This is a genomic window from Priestia sp. JSM ZJ58 (assembly GCF_044383985.1).
In the GTDB taxonomy this organism is placed as follows: domain Bacteria; phylum Bacillota; class Bacilli; order Bacillales; family Bacillaceae_H; genus Priestia; species Priestia zanthoxyli.
The window spans coordinates 1,071,553-1,088,249 of the sequence record NZ_JBISEM010000001.1 but is presented as its reverse complement, the minus strand read 5'-3'; the positions used below and the strand labels follow the sequence as shown (position 1 = coordinate 1,088,249).

General features: G+C 39.7%; 19 protein-coding genes. 5 read left to right on the top strand and 14 right to left on the bottom strand.

What is annotated here, in order from left to right; genetic code table 11:
- Positions 1–41: 41 nt before the first annotated feature.
- Both ACH6EI_RS05575 and ACH6EI_RS05570 read right to left on the bottom strand, forming a co-directional pair.
- Positions 42–410, bottom strand: coding sequence for a hypothetical protein (locus ACH6EI_RS05575; RefSeq protein WP_028414930.1), 369 nt, complete (start codon positions 408–410; stop codon positions 42–44).
- 19 nt (positions 411–429) lie between these two features.
- Positions 430–2,040, bottom strand: coding sequence for a putative polysaccharide biosynthesis protein (locus ACH6EI_RS05570; protein ID WP_108674273.1), 1,611 nt, complete (start codon positions 2,038–2,040; stop codon positions 430–432).
- A gap of 334 nt (positions 2,041–2,374) precedes the next feature.
- Here ACH6EI_RS05570 and ACH6EI_RS05565 point away from each other — a divergent pair, with 334 nt between their 5' ends.
- The gene (locus tag ACH6EI_RS05565; protein ID WP_108674274.1) at positions 2,375–2,959 is read left to right on the top strand and encodes a YjgB family protein; all 585 of its coding nucleotides are present in this window, start codon (positions 2,375–2,377) and stop codon (positions 2,957–2,959) included.
- Between the two features lie 27 nt (positions 2,960–2,986).
- On the opposite strand, the gene ACH6EI_RS05560 is transcribed toward ACH6EI_RS05565, so the two are convergent.
- The 3 genes from ACH6EI_RS05560 to ACH6EI_RS05550 form a co-directional block, all read right to left on the bottom strand.
- Positions 2,987–3,829, bottom strand: coding sequence for a GNAT family N-acetyltransferase (locus tag ACH6EI_RS05560; protein WP_028414933.1), 843 nt, complete (start codon positions 3,827–3,829; stop codon positions 2,987–2,989).
- Positions 3,826–4,491, bottom strand: coding sequence for a cyclase family protein (locus ACH6EI_RS05555; protein WP_098113616.1), 666 nt, complete (start codon positions 4,489–4,491; stop codon positions 3,826–3,828). The genes ACH6EI_RS05560 and ACH6EI_RS05555 overlap by 4 nt, the downstream gene beginning before the upstream one ends.
- Before the next feature lie 93 nt (positions 4,492–4,584).
- A complete protein-coding gene (locus ACH6EI_RS05550; protein ID WP_028414935.1) occupies positions 4,585–5,712 on the bottom strand; it encodes a 2-methylaconitate cis-trans isomerase PrpF family protein in 1,128 nt (375 codons plus the stop codon).
- A 184-nt stretch (positions 5,713–5,896) separates the two neighbouring features.
- Between ACH6EI_RS05550 and ACH6EI_RS05545 the strand changes: the two genes are divergently transcribed.
- Both ACH6EI_RS05545 and ACH6EI_RS05540 read left to right on the top strand, forming a co-directional pair.
- Positions 5,897–6,757 carry a LysR family transcriptional regulator gene (locus tag ACH6EI_RS05545; protein WP_108674275.1) on the top strand — a complete coding sequence of 287 codons (861 nt, stop codon included), beginning with the start codon at positions 5,897–5,899 and terminating at the stop codon, positions 6,755–6,757.
- A gap of 296 nt (positions 6,758–7,053) precedes the next feature.
- A complete protein-coding gene (locus ACH6EI_RS05540) occupies positions 7,054–8,370 on the top strand; it encodes a CitMHS family transporter (RefSeq protein ID WP_028414937.1) in 1,317 nt (438 codons plus the stop codon).
- Between the two features lie 333 nt (positions 8,371–8,703).
- Here ACH6EI_RS05540 and ACH6EI_RS05535 read toward each other — a convergent pair whose 3' ends face one another.
- Both ACH6EI_RS05535 and ACH6EI_RS05530 read right to left on the bottom strand, forming a co-directional pair.
- Entirely contained in the window at positions 8,704–9,381 is a 678-nt protein-coding gene (locus tag ACH6EI_RS05535) for a hypothetical protein (RefSeq protein WP_028414938.1), read from the bottom strand.
- A gap of 148 nt (positions 9,382–9,529) precedes the next feature.
- A complete protein-coding gene (locus ACH6EI_RS05530; RefSeq protein WP_108674276.1) occupies positions 9,530–9,982 on the bottom strand; it encodes a hypothetical protein in 453 nt (150 codons plus the stop codon).
- Between the two features lie 200 nt (positions 9,983–10,182).
- Between ACH6EI_RS05530 and ACH6EI_RS05525 the strand changes: the two genes are divergently transcribed.
- Positions 10,183–10,425 carry a hypothetical protein gene (locus tag ACH6EI_RS05525; protein ID WP_028414940.1) on the top strand — a complete coding sequence of 81 codons (243 nt, stop codon included), beginning with the start codon at positions 10,183–10,185 and terminating at the stop codon, positions 10,423–10,425.
- An 85-nt stretch (positions 10,426–10,510) separates the two neighbouring features.
- On the opposite strand, the gene ACH6EI_RS05520 is transcribed toward ACH6EI_RS05525, so the two are convergent.
- From ACH6EI_RS05520 to ACH6EI_RS05505, 4 genes are all read right to left on the bottom strand, one after another.
- Positions 10,511–10,645: a hypothetical protein gene (locus tag ACH6EI_RS05520; RefSeq protein ID WP_255256922.1), complete on the bottom strand. Its 135-nt coding sequence runs from the start codon at positions 10,643–10,645 to the stop codon at positions 10,511–10,513.
- Positions 10,646–10,784: 139 nt separating this feature from the next.
- A complete protein-coding gene (locus ACH6EI_RS05515) occupies positions 10,785–11,429 on the bottom strand; it encodes a Bax inhibitor-1/YccA family protein (protein ID WP_014458757.1) in 645 nt (214 codons plus the stop codon).
- Positions 11,430–11,574: 145 nt separating this feature from the next.
- Entirely contained in the window at positions 11,575–12,156 is a 582-nt protein-coding gene (gene clpP, locus ACH6EI_RS05510) for an ATP-dependent Clp endopeptidase proteolytic subunit ClpP (protein WP_028414941.1), read from the bottom strand.
- Positions 12,157–12,185: 29 nt separating this feature from the next.
- Positions 12,186–12,851, bottom strand: a complete 666-nt coding sequence (locus ACH6EI_RS05505) for a sigma-70 family RNA polymerase sigma factor (RefSeq protein WP_028414942.1) — start codon at positions 12,849–12,851, stop codon at positions 12,186–12,188.
- Positions 12,852–13,003: 152 nt separating this feature from the next.
- On the opposite strand from ACH6EI_RS05505, the gene ACH6EI_RS05500 reads away from it, so the two are divergent.
- Positions 13,004–13,543 (top strand): DUF2199 domain-containing protein, encoded by a 540-nt coding sequence (locus ACH6EI_RS05500; protein ID WP_028414943.1) that lies wholly within the window; start codon positions 13,004–13,006, stop codon positions 13,541–13,543.
- Positions 13,544–13,582: 39 nt separating this feature from the next.
- On the opposite strand, the gene ACH6EI_RS05495 is transcribed toward ACH6EI_RS05500, so the two are convergent.
- The 3 genes from ACH6EI_RS05495 to ACH6EI_RS05485 all read right to left on the bottom strand — a co-directional run bounded on the left by ACH6EI_RS05495 (position 13,583) and on the right by ACH6EI_RS05485 (position 16,633).
- On the bottom strand, positions 13,583–14,833 hold the full coding sequence (locus ACH6EI_RS05495; protein WP_099331227.1) for a C40 family peptidase: 1,251 nt from the start codon (positions 14,831–14,833) through the stop codon (positions 13,583–13,585).
- Positions 14,834–15,012: 179 nt separating this feature from the next.
- Positions 15,013–16,212, bottom strand: coding sequence for an MFS transporter (locus ACH6EI_RS05490; protein WP_028414945.1), 1,200 nt, complete (start codon positions 16,210–16,212; stop codon positions 15,013–15,015).
- On the bottom strand, positions 16,181–16,633 hold the full coding sequence (locus ACH6EI_RS05485) for a MarR family winged helix-turn-helix transcriptional regulator (RefSeq protein ID WP_013058498.1): 453 nt from the start codon (positions 16,631–16,633) through the stop codon (positions 16,181–16,183). The genes ACH6EI_RS05490 and ACH6EI_RS05485 overlap by 32 nt, the downstream gene beginning before the upstream one ends.
- Positions 16,634–16,697 lie beyond the last annotated feature (64 nt).

Sequence of the window (16,697 nt, the reverse complement as noted above, 5' to 3'; positions counted from 1 at the left end):
TTTTAATGATTTTAGTATGTAGTAATTCTAAGTGAAGGCCTTTACCCTTCTCCATCAATCATCGTATACTTCCTTGCAAAGCGCTTGTAGTAAATTTGCTCATCCTCTTGCCCATCGTTAAAAACAAGTCGGTTATGATCAATATCTTTCTCTTTTAACACATAGCCTTTTTCATTCATCAGTTGAATATATTCATCTAAATGTCCTTTTTTCACCATATAGTAAAGAGCATCATCTGAATCCGTAGTCTCTGCTACACCTTGACTTCCCACTTCTAATTTGAAAACAGCTTTTGCCGTTTGAATGGGACGGTAGTCTCCAAACACTCTTTCCCAATTTAATAGCAGCAGCGCGCCGAAAATTATGATACATCCTCCAGCCGCTACGGTTAGTAAAAATCGTTTTGACACACCTTTCTCTCCTTTACATTTACATTCTTTTTCTTCTATTTAATACAACAGATTGCCCTAAACTTGTTTTTACGCCAAGCCCTAGATACACAGCAGCACCTAAAGCAATTGAAATACAAGATGTGCTAATCGCAAGTGAAGATGCAGACAGCTTATTTTCTAAAAAATAGTGAGAAGTATAATTGCCGATAATCACAGCGGCTGACATCACACTTACTAATAAAACAGGTGTCAACGCAGCTTGTCCCAGTGATTGAACTCGGTAAGAAATAGATTTTTCAATTAAATAGAAGTTATATATAACCGATACACCATACCCTCCGTAAGTCGCGACAACCGGTCCAATTTCTTTTAAGCTTGAAACCAACAGTACGTTTAATACTATCTTCACAACAATTCCTAAGCCCAAGCCTAAAATTAGCTTCTTTTGTTGATTAATTCCTTGGAGAATTGCGGCTGTTACGGTAAAAAGAGCAAAAAGAATCGCAGCAGGCGCATACCATTGTAAAACAACTCCACCGATTTCAGGACTGTTTTTCGCTCCAAAAATCATCATATATACCGGCTTACCCAATAAACAAAGCCCTACCGCAGCAGGAAGAGTAAAAAACAACAGCAGCTGCAGCGTTTTTGTAATCTTTCCTTTTACTTCTCGTAAATTTCTTTGCACAAAAGAAGATGTAATGCCCGGAATTAGCGACATGCTGAAGGCAGTCGCTAACGATACCGGCACCATCACCAAAATTTGCGCTAATCCAATGACGGAGTTAATCGTTTCAGCCTTAGCTTGTCCATATCCTATTGATTGAAAAAGCATGTTAATCGTAAACGTATCAATATTTTGATAGATAGGAATAGCTAAACCAACTAATACAAACGGAACAGCGTACGTCACAAGCTCTTTGAACATTAAAGAGAACGGAACGGATTTATTATTCTTTCCGCTGTTCACTTCTTTTATAATCAACCGCTTGCGCTTCAAATAAACCGCTCCAAGAATCCCAATTCCCCCTACGCCTCCAATAAACGCTCCAAACGTACCGATTCCAACAGCTTTTGTCATTGTGCTATGAAAAAGGTGAATAACAGCGTATGCTCCTACTAAAATGAACAACACTCGCACTATTTGTTCAATAATTGTACTTAGCGCGGACGGTCCCATAGACTGGTTACCTTGAAAGTAGCCTCGTAATAGACTCATAGGCGGGATAATAATTAAAGCAAAGCTTACCATTCGGATGACGTACACTACGTCTTTTTGACTATTTCCTGAGGAATCTTTTCCGTTAATAACTAGTTCAGCGAGCCACGGTGCCATCGTATAGAGGACTAAGAAACCTATTATGCCCGTTATCGTCATTAATAGAAGTCCTGCTTTTAACAGATCTTGTCCCGCACGGTAGTTTCCAAGACCGTTATATTTCGATACATACTTAGAAACAGCAAGCGGAAGACCCATTGTCGAAAAGCTTAGCATCAATGTATATGGACCGTATGCATACTTATAAAGTGCATAACCTGACGTTCCCACTAAGGCTGTGAAAGGAATAATATAAATAAAGCCTAAAATCTTTGTTAACAAAGAAGACGCTGTTAATAAAAGCGTACCTCTCATCAAATTTTTTTCCATACATCAAAACTCCAGCAATAAATATTATATTTTTAACAAATACTTGATTTATTGTATCATAATTACAATTATTATCCAGTTTTTTATAAAGCATTAGAACCTTCTTCATATTGCGTTTTTTTACCTAATAAAGGAATATAAACCACTCTTTTCACCTATGATAAATGAATCGTTTTTTGCTTTTTGCTTTACCTGACGTTTACATTCTAAAAGACGTGTTACATTATATATATATCAGTTACCAACTCAACTAAGACTCCTTGACTATTCTGGCCTACCTTCTCTTTTAGGTAGACTGAGGTTGCTAAATCGTTATATATAGGAGGAAAAAATCATGAAAATGAAACAACGACTATCAAAAGCGGCTGCTGCTGCGACGATTACAGGAATTGCTGCGTTTGGATTTGCTCCTGTCGCTCAGCTTGATACACCAGCACATGCAGCTACATCTCAAGAAACAAGCAGTCAAAGTCAAACAGCTGTAAAGAACATTAACGAAATTTATAACGCCGCAGTAAAAGGTGAAGTACCACGATTAACAGCAGACTTTAAAATTGGCAAAACCCTGCGTCAAGACGTTCGCGATCAGTTCGGTCCGCCGCCTGAAGGTTCATCAAATAGCTTTGACTACTACCACGCGGAAATGGGCCATCCTGGGTATGCATTCGGCTATGACCAAAATAACGTCATCAATGAAATTCGCTATTTTGGTACGAATGTAGAGCGTCAAACAAATTTAGGGTCCATCACGCAAGCTAACTTAAAGAAAGAATTAGGTCAGCCAAACTTTACAGGTAAAGTAAAAGGTGATGGTACGACTCAAACGAGATACACGTATCACGCCGGCGCCTATGATCTTGAATTTATTTTTGATGATAGCAAAACGTTAAATCACGTTAATTTAGTTAAAAAACCTTAAGTAATAGAAAAAGTAGCAGACAGCCTGCTACTTTTTTTCATGAAATAAAACTAGTGCTGAATCAGCTACGTGTTCATACCCAATCTCCATATAAATCTTGTTAGGCGTAGGGTTTGTCATGTCCGTGTATAGACTTGTTGTTTGAAAACCGCTGTCTAGCATAAGCTGAGAAAGCGTGGACACACAGCTTGAGGCATAGCCTTTTTTACGTTCTTCCCGCGGCGTGTATACAAAGTTAATTGTAATGTTATGAGTCGTTGGACGCGTAGCATTGGCAATCGACACATACTTCCCGTTCACTTCCCATAAAAATAACCGTTCTGCTTTAATAAAAGCTTCGCCTGTTTTGACAGCTTGTTCTTTTGACACAGGCTCTCCAATAGTCCCCATAAACTCCCAAATCCATTCTGTCACGAGCGGAAGGTGCTCCAACCTTGCTTTTACCAGCACTCCGTTCGCGTCCACAGCTTTTTTTACTTTGTCTAACTGATAAATGCGCTGATCCATTTTCAAAGAAGCTTCTTGATTTTTTAGCGCTGCTAGTTTTTGAGAAAGATATAAAGCCGTTTGCCTTTCTCCAACTAAGCCCGGTACGTCGATTTCTTGTAATAGCTCTGCCGCTTCGCTTAGTTCACCCTCCGTTAGCTTCTGTATTTGAGACAGGATGATTTGCTTAGGATGCGTTTGCAGTAACACAAGCGCAGCACGACTGTCTTTTAAAATAACACCCATGAAATTTGGTTTGCTGCTTTCATTTAAGCTGTGTAAAATGCCAAGCGCTAAGTTATGAAGAACTTCATTCTTCGATAAAAGCGGTTCTACTTGGTTTTTAAATTCCTGCACTTCTCTATATCTATGTAACTGGATCATTTTCTTTCTACCTCCGCAAATGCTCTTACGGGAAACGTTCCGGCTCCTTTTATTTTAGGAGGCACGGCGTAAAATAAAAAGGACTGCGTTAGTTGATTTAAGTGACATAAGTGTTCAGCAATTACAATGTCCGCTCCTAACAGCAGCGTATGAGCTGGTCTTGCTTTTCCTTTTGTGTCGTCAATATTCATCGAATCAATTCCTACAAGAGCGGGCTGTTGAGACACTAAATAAGCTGCCGCGCTTTCTGTTAAGTATGGATGGTTTTCTAAATAATCGTCTGTATTCCAGTAGCGATCCCATCCCGTGTGAATTAATACCGCTTTGCCTTTTACGTCTATATGGTGAAAATGAGATTCATCAATAGCCGTTAAAGTCGGGTCGATTGAAACTACTATTCCTTCCAGTCCGGCTGTTTTATCAATAGCCGTTTGAGCTAAATCCGCTCCGTTTTTATATCTGTGAAACGGCACGTCAATATACGTACCGGTATTCGTGACCATTTCAATTTTACCGATTTGAAATTCAGTCCCTGGTTCATACAGCTTTTTAGACTCTTCTCGGCTTAAATAGTCGCAAATAATCGGTGCCGGCAAGCCTTTATGCGTGATAACTCCGTCTTCAATGACGTGGCTTAAATCAATATACGTTCTTTTTTTCATACTACCACCTACTTTTTTCAATATTCAGTAAAAATAGTCTAACATAAAAAAGCTCTTCCTAGTTTCCTAGAAAGAGTTTTTTTGAGAACGTTATCAACTTGATAAACATACATCGTACGCGTGCTTTGTATAAACAAATCCTTCAAAAATAAGACGGGCCGTACGCACTACTTTGATTCCATTAACCTGTCCTTCTTTTAGATCTACACTGGTTTCCATAATTCCCATTGGATGAGCAAGTCGAACCGTATCGCCTTTTAGTTGAACCATTTCTGACAGAAGCGTGCCTTTTGTATAGATAGCCGCCGTTGTACAAATTGCTCCTGTAATCGCAAGCGTTTGATGCGGTTTTTGCATCGACATCATGCGAATTAATACGTCCATTTGAGAAGCAGCTTTTTCTCTGCCAGTCCCGTCGCGGTGGTCCATCGGAGGAGCAATAATCGTCATTTTTGGAACCGCTGGTGATAGTTTAGTTGCTTTGCCTTGAGGTGCGAGCCCCGCTTTTTCCGCTGCAATGGAGCGAATTTCTTCAAATAGCTTCAGCTGTTTGTCCGTGTATTCATGCGGAAGTTCTGTTCCTTTTAGGCCAATATCCGCTGCTTTAACAAATACAAGCGGATTTCCTACATCAACAATTGATGCTTTTACTGTTCCGATGGATGTTTGCAGAAGATCAATAGCGTTCCCGGTCGGAAGCAGTTTTCCGGTAACGGCTCCTTCTCCGTTTTCAAACGAAAGATAAATAGGTGAACCCGTACCTGGCACTCCAGGAATCATACATTCCCCTTCTGTTTTCACTTTCCCGTTTTCTACTTCTACTTCCGCTACGATTACTTTTTTAGTATTCGTATTATAAATCCGCACTTTGGTCACCGGTTCCACAGCTTGTACAAGTCCTTGTTCAATTGCGTAAGGCCCCACTGCTGAGGAGATATTGCCGCAGTTTCCTTTAAAATCAACGAGAGATTCGCTGATGCTGACCTGCGCAAACGTGTAATCTACGTCAGCTTTCTCTAAATCTGATTTTTTAATAATCGCAATTTTACTTGTCAGCGAATTAGCTCCGCCCAACCCGTCAATTTGACGTTGATCCGGACTTCCCATTATATCTAGCAAAAACGGTTCCCAATCCGATTTGTTCACAGGCATTTCTTCATGATTGATAAAGACCCCTTTACTCGTTCCACCTCTCATAACCGTTACAGGAATACGCGTCATCTTAATCACCTTTCTCCCCTACTAACAAACGCCCAGGCGTTCATCAAACCATTTTATTTTTTTACTATTTAGAACCGGTTCATTTGCCATTTATCGTATAATAGAGGTGGTCATAAGTAAAATACATAAAATTTATTGTCTTTTTAAAAAAAATTTTATAATCTAAATACAAGGGGGAATTGGGATGGATCAAAAAGATTGGATATTAATTAAAACGCTTCACGAAGAAAAGAACATTACGCGAACGGCTGAAAGGCTCTACGTATCGCAGCCTTCTTTAAGCTACCGGCTTAAAAATCTTGAAGAAGAATTTGGCGTGACGCTGTTTTTTAAAACGAAAAAAGGAATTGAGTTTACATCTGAAGGTGAGCATCTTGTTCGCTATGCAGAAAACATGTGGAAGCAGCTGCAAGAAACAAAAGACAGCATGCGTAATATGAGCGAAACCGTTACAGGCACGCTTCGCTTAGGGGTATCGAGTAACTTCGCACAGCATAAGCTTCCAAAGATTTTAAAACAGTTTTCTCTTCACTATCCAAACGTACAGTTCAGTGTCAATACAGGCTGGAGTACGCAAGTTATGAATCTATTAGACTCTTCGCGTGTGCACGTTGGTATTTTGCGAGGCAATTACCCGTGGAACGGAGAAAAATCACTGCTGACGAAAGAGCGGCTTTGCTTAATTTCAAAAAAAGAAATTGCGATTGATGACTTGCCAAGCCTGCCTTATATTAATTATAAAACGGATACGTCGCTAAAAGATCTCATTCAAGACTGGTGGCATGACAAGTTTTCAGAGCCTCCGTTTGTAGCGATGGAAGTTGACCGGCAAGAAACGGCCAAAGAAATGGTTAAAAATGATTTAGGCTTTGCGATTTTACCAGAAATTTGCCTTCACTCCAGCGACAATTTATATACATACGGACTTTCATACCGAGATGAATCACCTTTGCTTCGAAACACGTGGCTCATGTACGATCCTTCTTACTTGAATCTATCGGTCGTGAAAGCATTTATTGACTTTTTAAAGCTAAGTGAAAAATGAAGCAAAAGCTAAAAAGTTTGGGTCTTTGGAGAATCTCTCTTTTGGACCAAGCTTTTTTCTAGACTACCATTATAAATTTTTTTTATGAACTTTCTAAAAAAACCTATATTTCCTTTATTTTTAAAAATGTACTAACATGAAAACAAGAAACATCAGCGGGGGTAAAGAGCGGATTTAAAAATTCTTAATAATCAAACTACGACTCATACATGGGGATGAAAGATGTTAGTCACGTTTTTTTACTCTAAAAGAAAACGCTTTCAGAGAAACGAGGGAAAATAAAGGAGGTTGTTTGAATGCTAGCACTACTAGGTTTTACAATGATTATTGTCTTTACGTATCTCATTATGTCAAAAAGGATGTCTCCTATCGTAGCTTTAATGGTGATTCCACTTCTTTTTGCGGTGATTGGAGGGTTTGGCAAAGGCGTCGGAGACATGATGCTAGAAGGGTTAAAACAAGTAGCTCCGTCAGCTGCGATGCTGCTGTTTGCCATTTTATACTTCGGCGTTATGATTGATGCCGGCCTGTTTGATCCATTAATTAAGCAGCTGTTAAAAATCGTAAAAGGCGATCCGCTCAAAATCGTGATTGGAACCGCTCTTCTATCGCTTTTAGTTGCACTAGACGGAGACGGTACAACTACTTATATGATTACGGTTTCTGCTCTTCTTCCACTGTATAAACGTTTGAATATGAGCCCGTTAGTGTTAACGACGGTTGCGATGCTTTCTCTTAGTATTATGAGCAGCATGACGCCTTGGGGAGGCCCGGCTACTCGCGCGATTGTTGCTCTTAACCTCGATGCATCAGAGTTCTTTATTCCACTTCTTCCAACGTTAATTGGCGGAGCTTTGTGGGTGATTTTTACAGGCTATATTCTTGGAAAAAAAGAGCGCAGACGACTTGGTGCTATTGACATCGAGCAGTTTGAATTAAAAAGCTCGCTTGCTTTTGCTGAAGACGCGTCTTTAACTTCTCAAGAAGATATTACGCAGCCTAAAAAAATCTGGATTAACTTAGCCTTAACCATTGCACTTATGGTCGTATTAGTTTCTGGTATTTGGTCCGTTTCTGTTTTATTTATGATTGGTTTTGCGCTTGCTCTTATGATTAACTATCCAAAACTTGAGGATCAAAAAGAACGTTTAATGGCTCATGCAGGCAACGCGTTAACCGTTGCAGCCCTTGTCTTTGCAGCTGGTATTTTTACAGGAATACTCTCCGGCACTAAAATGGTGGACGAAATGGCAAGCCTGTTAATTCATTTAGTTCCTGATTCACTCGGTTCGTTTTTACCAACAATCGTTGCTTTAACAAGCATGCCGTTTACATTTGTGATGAGTAACGACGCCTATTACTTTGGTGTTTTACCAATCTTCGCTGAAACTGCTGCTTCTTACGGAATTGATCCAATGGAAATTGCGCGAGCTTCAGTACTCGGACAACCTGTTCATCTATTAAGTCCACTCGTTGCCTCTACTTTCTTACTTGTAGGTATGGTAGGTGTTGATCTTGGTGAACATCAGCGCTTTGCATTTAAATGGGCCGTTTTAACGTCTCTTGTTCTCATTGTCCTTGCTATTGTCACAGGCGCACTTACGCTATTTTAATAGGGAATAAAAGCTGCTATAGCTTTTTATTAATAAATTCTACATGATAGGTGGAGGTACTTCTAAAATGTATGTGATTACGTGTTATGTCAGAAAAGGTGAAATGAAAATGTACGAGTTTGATAGTAAAGAAGAAGCGCTTTCTCAGCTCAAAAAGCTGAAAGGCTGCAGTATTCTTTCAGAAGTTGCTTACTTTAATGATTCATCGGTTATTCCGATAGCTATTTAATTATGCACCACTCAACCCTATAGGTACAAATTTGATAAGCTTCCTTTCGCTCAAAAGGAAGCTTCTTTTTTATGTTCTTCTCAAGCTCCGGCCCTTTTCTCTCATCAACGTTTTGTTACGTCTGGTTCGTTTTGTTTCCTTGCTTCAATCATATGAATAATTCGATTAGTATGTGGAGTTAATGCTGTACATTTTTGATAGAAGGCTCCGTCTACAACAAGCAGCTCTTCGTCCATCCCGCAAAACTTGCAGCGGAGCTCTTGTGGTCCTGCGTATGAGGTGTGATAAACACTATCGTTAAAGATGGTATAAAAAGTATTTCGTTGCTGCGCGTCGTAAAAGCCATATTCTTTATTACTGTCATCACGGTAGTTAACTCCATAGTTCCGTTCAAATTCTTCTTGAGTAAACCCATCCTGCAAAAGTTCATTTTGTACTAGTGCTCTTAAACAATCCTCTATTTCTTCGTCGTTAAATGAACAATTATGTGCGTAAACATTCAGTTCTTCAGTGCTGTTCTCTTTTACCATCACTTCACTGCCGCAAATCTTACAGGGGTGTTTAGGACGCTGTTGATCAAAGTAAGAGAGAGTTTGTACCTTTTCCACTGCTATTTCATCGCTCACCTTTTTAAATTTGATCATCACATTTTCTGTTTGACTAACGTTTTCGTTATACAACATCACTTCATATTCATCTATATTCTTTCCGTTTTCTTTTCGACTCGAATGCTCCATTACTTCATACGAAGAAATGGTAAAAAACTCGTTAAAATTCACCACTAGCATGCATCCTTCCAAAAAATTTGCGTTCTCTATGTACCTGCTCTATACTACCATTTTTTCAAAGGCTCGCACCACTAAACGAACTTCTTTTAAATTCATGCATGTATAGCAGTTCACTATAACTCCCAAATATCCGATCAGTTCGCTATTTCACATTCACATCAAATAAATAAGTTGCCTTTCCATGAGGCCATTTACCCGATACTTCGTAAAGATAGTAACCGCTCTTTGAAGACACTTCAATATGATTATCCGTTATTTTAATTTTTTCTTTTTGATTATTTTTGTTTAGTTGATAAATTGTAAGTTTTGGATTGTTTTTTAGTAGAATTGTAACTTTGGTATCTTTCTCTAGCGTGAGGTCATCAAATTCTTTAGCAACCTCTTTTGGTGAGTAAGAATCCATTTTGGTTATGTGCGCACCATCGTCACCGTTCCATTCATATTCTCCTACTCGCATTTCATACTCTTTGTCATTAACCACAATGCTTCCTGACACTGGAACTTGTTCATCATTAGGTGTAGATACATTGACCTTTTCTTGGTTGCAACCAACTAGTAAGAAAAAGAATAACGATGTAAGAACTACTTTATTCATACTTTCCCTCCTCTTAAGACTCGCTCTTCTCCTCATCTTATTTTTCATCACAAATATATAATACCAAAAATATCCATAAGAGAAACCATGAAAAATCGTCACAATTATGATTTACATCAATCTGTTTGGTTACAACCCCTTATGCATATTCTTTTACTATGCGGCATACGTAACACTAACCCTTTTATAAGGAGGATTCCATGAATACGTATATAATCATCAGTATTGGCGTTGCTGCCAGCGCATTTTTATTTCGTAAATATCGAAAGCAAGTCGTTGAAATATATACAATCAGTGAATTTATTCATGCTAAAAACGGCGCGGTCGCTACAGGCTTTACGTGGCTTGAAAAGTTTTTGAAAGAACCTTACGCTACCGGACCAAACTATGAAAAAACAGAGGATGACGTTAGCGAGGATGAAGATGGGGATGGCGGAGAATAACTAAAACAAAAAAAAGAGATTGTGATATAACTACATCAATCCCATCTAAAGATCAACAGATTGGATACATGAGGTGGACTGCTTATTATACCGCTGTTGATTTCCGTGCAAGGCTTCGCTTTCCGCGGGCGGCCGCTGAGCCTCCTCGTCGCTTCCGCTCCTGCGGGGTCTCACCTATTCCGCTTCTCCCGCAGGAGTCTCCGCCTTGCCCTCCAATCAACAGCTAGAAGCATCTAAATGGATGACACCTACGCTCATCCTACCAATAAAAAATCCGAACGAAGTTGATTCTCCATCAAGAATCTTCATCGTTCGGATCGCCCTTCAGTTAGAACACTTTTGTCCCAGCCTATTTCTTATTAATCATCGCTGCCTAAAATACCAAAAAAGCGAAGCAAGTTGATGAATAGATTAATAAAGTCTAAATAAAGAGATAGTGCCAGCAGTGGAACAAGCTCTTCTGTAATTTCACCATGCTTCATTTTGTTAAAATCATATAGTACGTAAAGTGAGAAAACGATGGTACCAATCACTGAGAATGCCATAAGTCCAGGCGTTGTTAATGGACTAAACAGCGAGAAAATGCTGATGCACACTAATGCTAACAGCGCCACTAATAAAAAGCTGCCTAAAAACCCTAAATCTTTTTTTGTTTTTGCGCCAATTACACCCATCACCGTAAAAATAACGAACGTGCTTCCAAACGCATAAAGAACGACTTGCGCTCCCGCTACTGATGCATAGTAGCTGACAATCGGAAACAGCGTGATGCCTGATATAAATGAAAAAGCATATGTAAAGCCATATCCTACGCTTTTTTTCTTTCGTAACATAAATGCGGCAACCAGCATCACAATTTCAGCAATCGCTAACGGAAGGAAATAAGCCGGCGGCACATATTGACCTACGTATAAGCCAACTGTTGAAATAAATAACGAAAAAATAAATGTGACTAATACTTTTTGAAACAGAGACCGCTGCTCTACTCCAATCACTTCTTGCATGTGTAAAACCTTCTTTCTAAAATCTGTTATATTTTATATAATACCTACCTTTTCAAGAAAAATAAAGATAATACTAAGGTCTTTTTTCTTATTTCTATAGACAAGAAAGCATAGACGCTGCCGTCTATGCTTTCTTGTCACCTCTTTATTTCGGCAACAGAATACCATCGATAATTCCGTACTCCCTTGCTTCTTCAGCACTCATGAAATAATCTCGTTCCGTATCGTTTGCCACTTTTTCAACCGGCTGTCCCGTTCGTGTTGATATGATTTCATTAATATGCTGCTTCAATTTTAAAATCCGCCGAGCGCTAATTTCAATTTCAGTCGCCTGCCCTCTAGCTCCTCCTAGCGGCTGATGAATCATAACTTCACTATTTGGAAGTGCATAGCGCTTTCCTTTTGCTCCTGCTAGGAGAAGCAGTGCGCCAAAAGAAGCGGCCATGCCCGTGCAAATTGTTTGAACGTCCGGCTCAATGTACTGCATCGTATCATAAATCGCAAACCCTGCGGAAGTCGAACCTCCGGGGCTGTTAATATACAGTGAAATATCTTTTTTAGGATCATCTGCCGCAAGAAATAAGAGCTGCGCGACCACGCTGTTAGCAATATGATCATTGATTTCATCACCAATTAAAATAATCCGGTCTTTTAACAGCCTCGAATAAATATCATACGAACGTTCACCGCGGTTGCTTTGTTCAATTACATATGGAATGGTACTCATATATATCCTCCTTGTCACGCGTAATATGGCTATGCAGCCATGCAGAGAGTGCATGTCGGAGTATACGTTGGTTTTTGAATGACGCTTTTTAAGGAAGGCAACTCCCGAATCAAAAGTGCTGGGTCCTGCGCTTCTAACGTTTTATAAAACAGTTCTGACAGCTTTTTACGCTCTCTTTCATCCCAAAAAGAATCTGTAGAAAACGGCTCACTGTCTTTTTCTAATCGCTGCTTAGCACGATGTAAATTGCTTTTCACCGCTGTTTCTGACGTTTGTAAAATCGAAGCGATCTCTTTCAGCTGATAGCGAAAGCCTTCTTTTAAGAAAAAGATAACCGCTTGCTTCGGCGTAAATTGACTAAGCAGCAGTTCGACCGAGTGTCCCTTACTATCAAACGCATGCTTATCGGCTTGTTGTTCCAAAGCTTTTTCTTCGACTATTCCTTCACGCTTTCGTTTTCGCAGCAGGTCAATCCAGTGGTGGTACGCAATTTTATTTAACAGCGCAGAAGACAAATTGTGCTCTTCGCCTTTATATCGCTGAGCTTTTAAAAACGTTTCTTGCGCGATATCATCTCCGTCCCACACATTTTGTGCTAAAAAGCGGCAGTACTGCTGCAGTTTTGGGTAATGCTCGTTCCAGCAAGCCTCATCAAAGCTTTCTGTTTGTTTTTCAATTTTTTTTGAATGTGACATGGTTTTCACTCCTTTTGCACTCTCTATTTACTAAACGATTAAAGGAAATTCAAAAGATACGGGGAATCAAACTTTTTTATACATTATACGCTTAAGCAGCCATTTTTTTGTATTATAATGAAGATACTTTTATCTAAGGAGTCTAAAATGATATGCGAAGAAGACGATTATACGGCAAAAAGAAAACGAACAAACTTCACTATAAAGACTTAACTTGTGAACACCCTCTGCCCGCTTTGCCTATGAGTTATACAAGTGAAGCTCCTTTTTACTATTATGAGGCGTCAGAAGACGAAAAACAAAACGACTTTGAACTATATTCAGAGATTTGTATCATGAATCAAGAACATTTTTTCGTCAGAGGCTGCGTTGAAATTCCCGTTCTTAATGAAGAAGACCCTTTCATTTGGAACATTTGGGTTTCTTTAAGCGAAGAAAATTTTCATCGAATGATAAATTTATGGGAAAGTGACGAAAGAGAACATGAACCGCCTTATTTCGGCTGGTTTTCAGTTTCAATTCCAGGCTATCCTGAAACGTTAAATTTAAAAACAAATGTGCATACAAGACCTGTTGGAACGAGACCTCTCATTGAATTAGAACCAACCGATCATCCTTTAGCCATCGAGCAGCGGGAAGGGATAACTCTAGAGCGAATCAAAGATATACAAAAACAATTGGCTACCTATTAAAAAACCAAGACAGCCCCAGACTGTCTTAGTTTTTTACCTTTATGGCATGCGCTTTGCTCCGTAGTATTTAGGCGCCCAGTAGCTGTCTACTTTATAGTTTGTAATTTTCACGCCCTCAGATGTGGATACGTGAACGACATAGTCATTTCCAATATAGATAGATGGAATAAGTGAACTTCCTTCAAAAAAGACGAGATCTCCCGGCTTCAAGTCAGATTGTGAAATGGTTTCTCCTGCTTCCCACTGCTGACTTGCATAGCGCGGAATGTCTTTTCCAGCTGCTTCTTTATAAATGTATTGAACAAAACCTGCTGTATCAAAGCCTGTAGAAGGACTTGTCCCACCTTGTGCGTAAGGTACTTCTCCTACATATTTAAGAGATTCCGTCACAAATGGATTGTCTTTTGACAGCGATAAGTCATCGTAGCGCCTTGCTCCGGCGTACTTAGACGTCCAGTAGCTGCTTGTTAGGTAATCAACCGTCACATTTTCGCTGCGCTTGGCGTGAATAAACTGATTGCCGCCTGCGTAAATGCCTACGTGTGAAATCCCTTCACGATACGTGTCTTTAAAAAAGATAACGTCTCCTGGCTTTAAATCTGCCCGTGCAACTTCTTCTCCAACTTGCCACTGCTGATCGGTTGATCGCGGAAGGTAGACGTCCGATGCATGTTGAAATATATAGGCAACAAATGCGGAACAGTCAAAACCGTCTGTTGGCGACTCGCCTCCAAATACATATGGCGTGCCGAGATGTTTTAATGCTTCTGCAATGACTTCATTATCTTTTGCAATTTCCGGTGCTCCTGTAATGCGCTTTGCTTTGGCGAAATGTGATGACCAATAATCACTGCTTGAAATGTTTTTCACCACGACTTTTCCGTCTGAAGAAGATGCATAAATCATCTCATCGTCTCCGATATAAATAGCGGCTACGTTCACTTCACCGTTTTCATTAGTGTCAAAAAACAATACATCACCCGCTTGCAGCTCGTTTTTATCAACGTCTGTCCCAAGCTCTGACTGTTCTTTCACGGAACGAGGCAGCGTTGTATCCAGCGCTTGCTTAAACACATATTGAACGAAGCCAGAGCTGTCAAACCCTTCGCTTAGCGTCTCTCCTCCAGATGTATAATCGGCTCCTTCATACGTTTTTGCTTTACCAGCAATCACGTTTTCATCTGTAGCAGCCTGTACTTGCACAGCTTTTTCTGCAGGAAAAGCGCCTTCATAAAAAGTGGCAAGACTAAGCCCTAACGCTGTGACCATAAGAGGTTTCATTACTTTCATGTTTGTTCTCCTTTGTTTTTTATTTCATCCAAGAAGTTTTATATGTAAATGGTTCCCCTGTTAAAGTATGGTGCAGATGGATAGGAATTGGCTAGTACCTTTTGACTTAAATATGCTTCCCTTCCAAAGTCCTGTAAAAAATCCATAAAAAAACTCGGCGCATATTACGCCGAGCTTTTTTATTTCATGCCCACCTGGATATTTGCTGCTTTTTGTTTTTGACGTAAATTTGCAATCCACTTATAGTAAAGCGTAATTAACAGAACAAAAATTCCTAGCGCAAAGTACAGTTTCGAATAGCCTAAAGCGCCTGCTGCAATTCCTAATACAAACGAACCAACTGCAATCCCGCTATCATAAAACGTAAAGAATGTAGCAGTTGCATATGCGCTTCGGTGAGCAGGCGCCGCTTGAATCGCAAGCGTTTGGAAGCTAGGAAGCAGCGTTCCATACCCTAGTCCTACTAACGCACCTGAAAACAGCAGCATCCAAGAAGAATGTGTAAAGCTTAAGCTAAATAGACCAATCGCAAAGACAATACACGATGGAATAATCACAATGTTTGGGCCAGATTTATCAAATAATCTTCCTGTAAACGGTCGTGAAATCAGCATCGCAGCTGCGAATACGACAAAGAAAAAGCTTGCTGTTTTAATTAATCCAAGCGACTGTGCGTACACAGAAATAAACGAAATAATACTTGCATACGAAAAAGAAACGAGAATACCTACAGATGAAATCGGCATGGATTTCTTTTCAAACAAGTCGCTCAGTGAAAATGATTTCTTCACTGGCGAAGCAGCGTTTTCTTGAAGATTTTTGACCATCATTCCACACAGCCAGCCAACGAGCATAATCACGCCAAATACAAGGAAAATAATGTTGTATGCCATGTATTGATGAAGCGTTAATGCTAAAAACGGCCCTGCAACTACAGCTAAGTTCATTGACATTCCGAAGTAGCCAAGCCCTTCTCCTCGTCGTTTAGCGGGAACTAAATCCGCTGCAATCGCTCCGGTGACGGTTGTCGCTAAGCTGAATGAAATTCCTTGAAAGAAGCGCAGTAATAAAAGCACGTTAAAATGGTGGATAAACATATATAAGAAGGAAGAAAGCGCAAAAATGAGGGTACTAAATACAAGCGTTTTTTTCTTTCCAATGTTTTCAATGACTTTCCCTGAAAACGGTCTAACAATAATCGCAGATAATAAAAAGATGGTAACAACAAGCCCTGCCTGCGTACTCGTGCCGTCCAAGGCGTCTAATACATAAATCGGCAGCAGCGTCAGCAATGCATAAAACACGACAAAAATAAAAAAGTTGGTAATCGCAATGCTGATAAAGCTTTTAGTCCAGATTGGCTCCTGCTGGTTCGTCATTCATTTCACCCTTTTCTGTAGATTTACAAATTTTCTTTAATAACGAAATAAGCTGATCCTGTTCGCTGTCGGATAAAGCAATCAGCAAATTTTCTTCTAAACGTTCAATTTCTTGCTGAATTTCTGGAAGCTTTTTCTTCGCTTGAGGAGACAAATAAACGATGCGCTCTCGTTTATCACTGCCTGCTTTTCGAACGATCCATCCGCTTTTTTCAAGCCTTGTTAACGTGCGGGTAACCGTTGGCGCTTCGACATTTAAATACTGCCAAATCTCCGTTTGCGTCATCGAGCCGAATCGCTTTAAACAAAATAAAATTGAATACTGTGAGCTGTATAGCCCGTACGCCTTTAACACTTCATTTACTTCTTTAATAGACAATCTCGACTTTTGATGAAGTTCATGAAACACCAAGTTATTCACTTTTCCCACCTCACCTTTTCATTTTATTTACCTAGGTAACTAATTGCTCTTTTATTAGTATATG

Coding starts and splice junctions, on each gene's coding strand:
- ACH6EI_RS05525 (WP_028414940.1), top strand. CDS start 10,183: ATGAATACGTATATAATCATCAGTATTGGCGTTGCTGCCAGCGCATTT.
- ACH6EI_RS05500 (WP_028414943.1), top strand. CDS start 13,004: ATGCGAAGAAGACGATTATACGGCAAAAAGAAAACGAACAAACTTCAC.
- ACH6EI_RS05565 (WP_108674274.1), top strand. CDS start 2,375: ATGAAAATGAAACAACGACTATCAAAAGCGGCTGCTGCTGCGACGATT.
- ACH6EI_RS05540 (WP_028414937.1), top strand. CDS start 7,054: ATGCTAGCACTACTAGGTTTTACAATGATTATTGTCTTTACGTATCTC.
- ACH6EI_RS05515 (WP_014458757.1), bottom strand. CDS start 11,429: ATGCAAGAAGTGATTGGAGTAGAGCAGCGGTCTCTGTTTCAAAAAGTA.
- ACH6EI_RS05560 (WP_028414933.1), bottom strand. CDS start 3,829: ATGATCCAGTTACATAGATATAGAGAAGTGCAGGAATTTAAAAACCAA.
- ACH6EI_RS05550 (WP_028414935.1), bottom strand. CDS start 5,712: ATGACGCGTATTCCTGTAACGGTTATGAGAGGTGGAACGAGTAAAGGG.
- ACH6EI_RS05505 (WP_028414942.1), bottom strand. CDS start 12,851: ATGTCACATTCAAAAAAAATTGAAAAACAAACAGAAAGCTTTGATGAG.
- ACH6EI_RS05555 (WP_098113616.1), bottom strand. CDS start 4,491: ATGAAAAAAAGAACGTATATTGATTTAAGCCACGTCATTGAAGACGGA.
- ACH6EI_RS05495 (WP_099331227.1), bottom strand. CDS start 14,833: ATGAAAGTAATGAAACCTCTTATGGTCACAGCGTTAGGGCTTAGTCTT.
- ACH6EI_RS05490 (WP_028414945.1), bottom strand. CDS start 16,212: ATGACGAACCAGCAGGAGCCAATCTGGACTAAAAGCTTTATCAGCATT.
- ACH6EI_RS05530 (WP_108674276.1), bottom strand. CDS start 9,982: ATGAATAAAGTAGTTCTTACATCGTTATTCTTTTTCTTACTAGTTGGT.
- ACH6EI_RS05545 (WP_108674275.1), top strand. CDS start 5,897: ATGGATCAAAAAGATTGGATATTAATTAAAACGCTTCACGAAGAAAAG.
- clpP (WP_028414941.1), bottom strand. CDS start 12,156: ATGAGTACCATTCCATATGTAATTGAACAAAGCAACCGCGGTGAACGT.
- ACH6EI_RS05570 (WP_108674273.1), bottom strand. CDS start 2,040: ATGGAAAAAAATTTGATGAGAGGTACGCTTTTATTAACAGCGTCTTCT.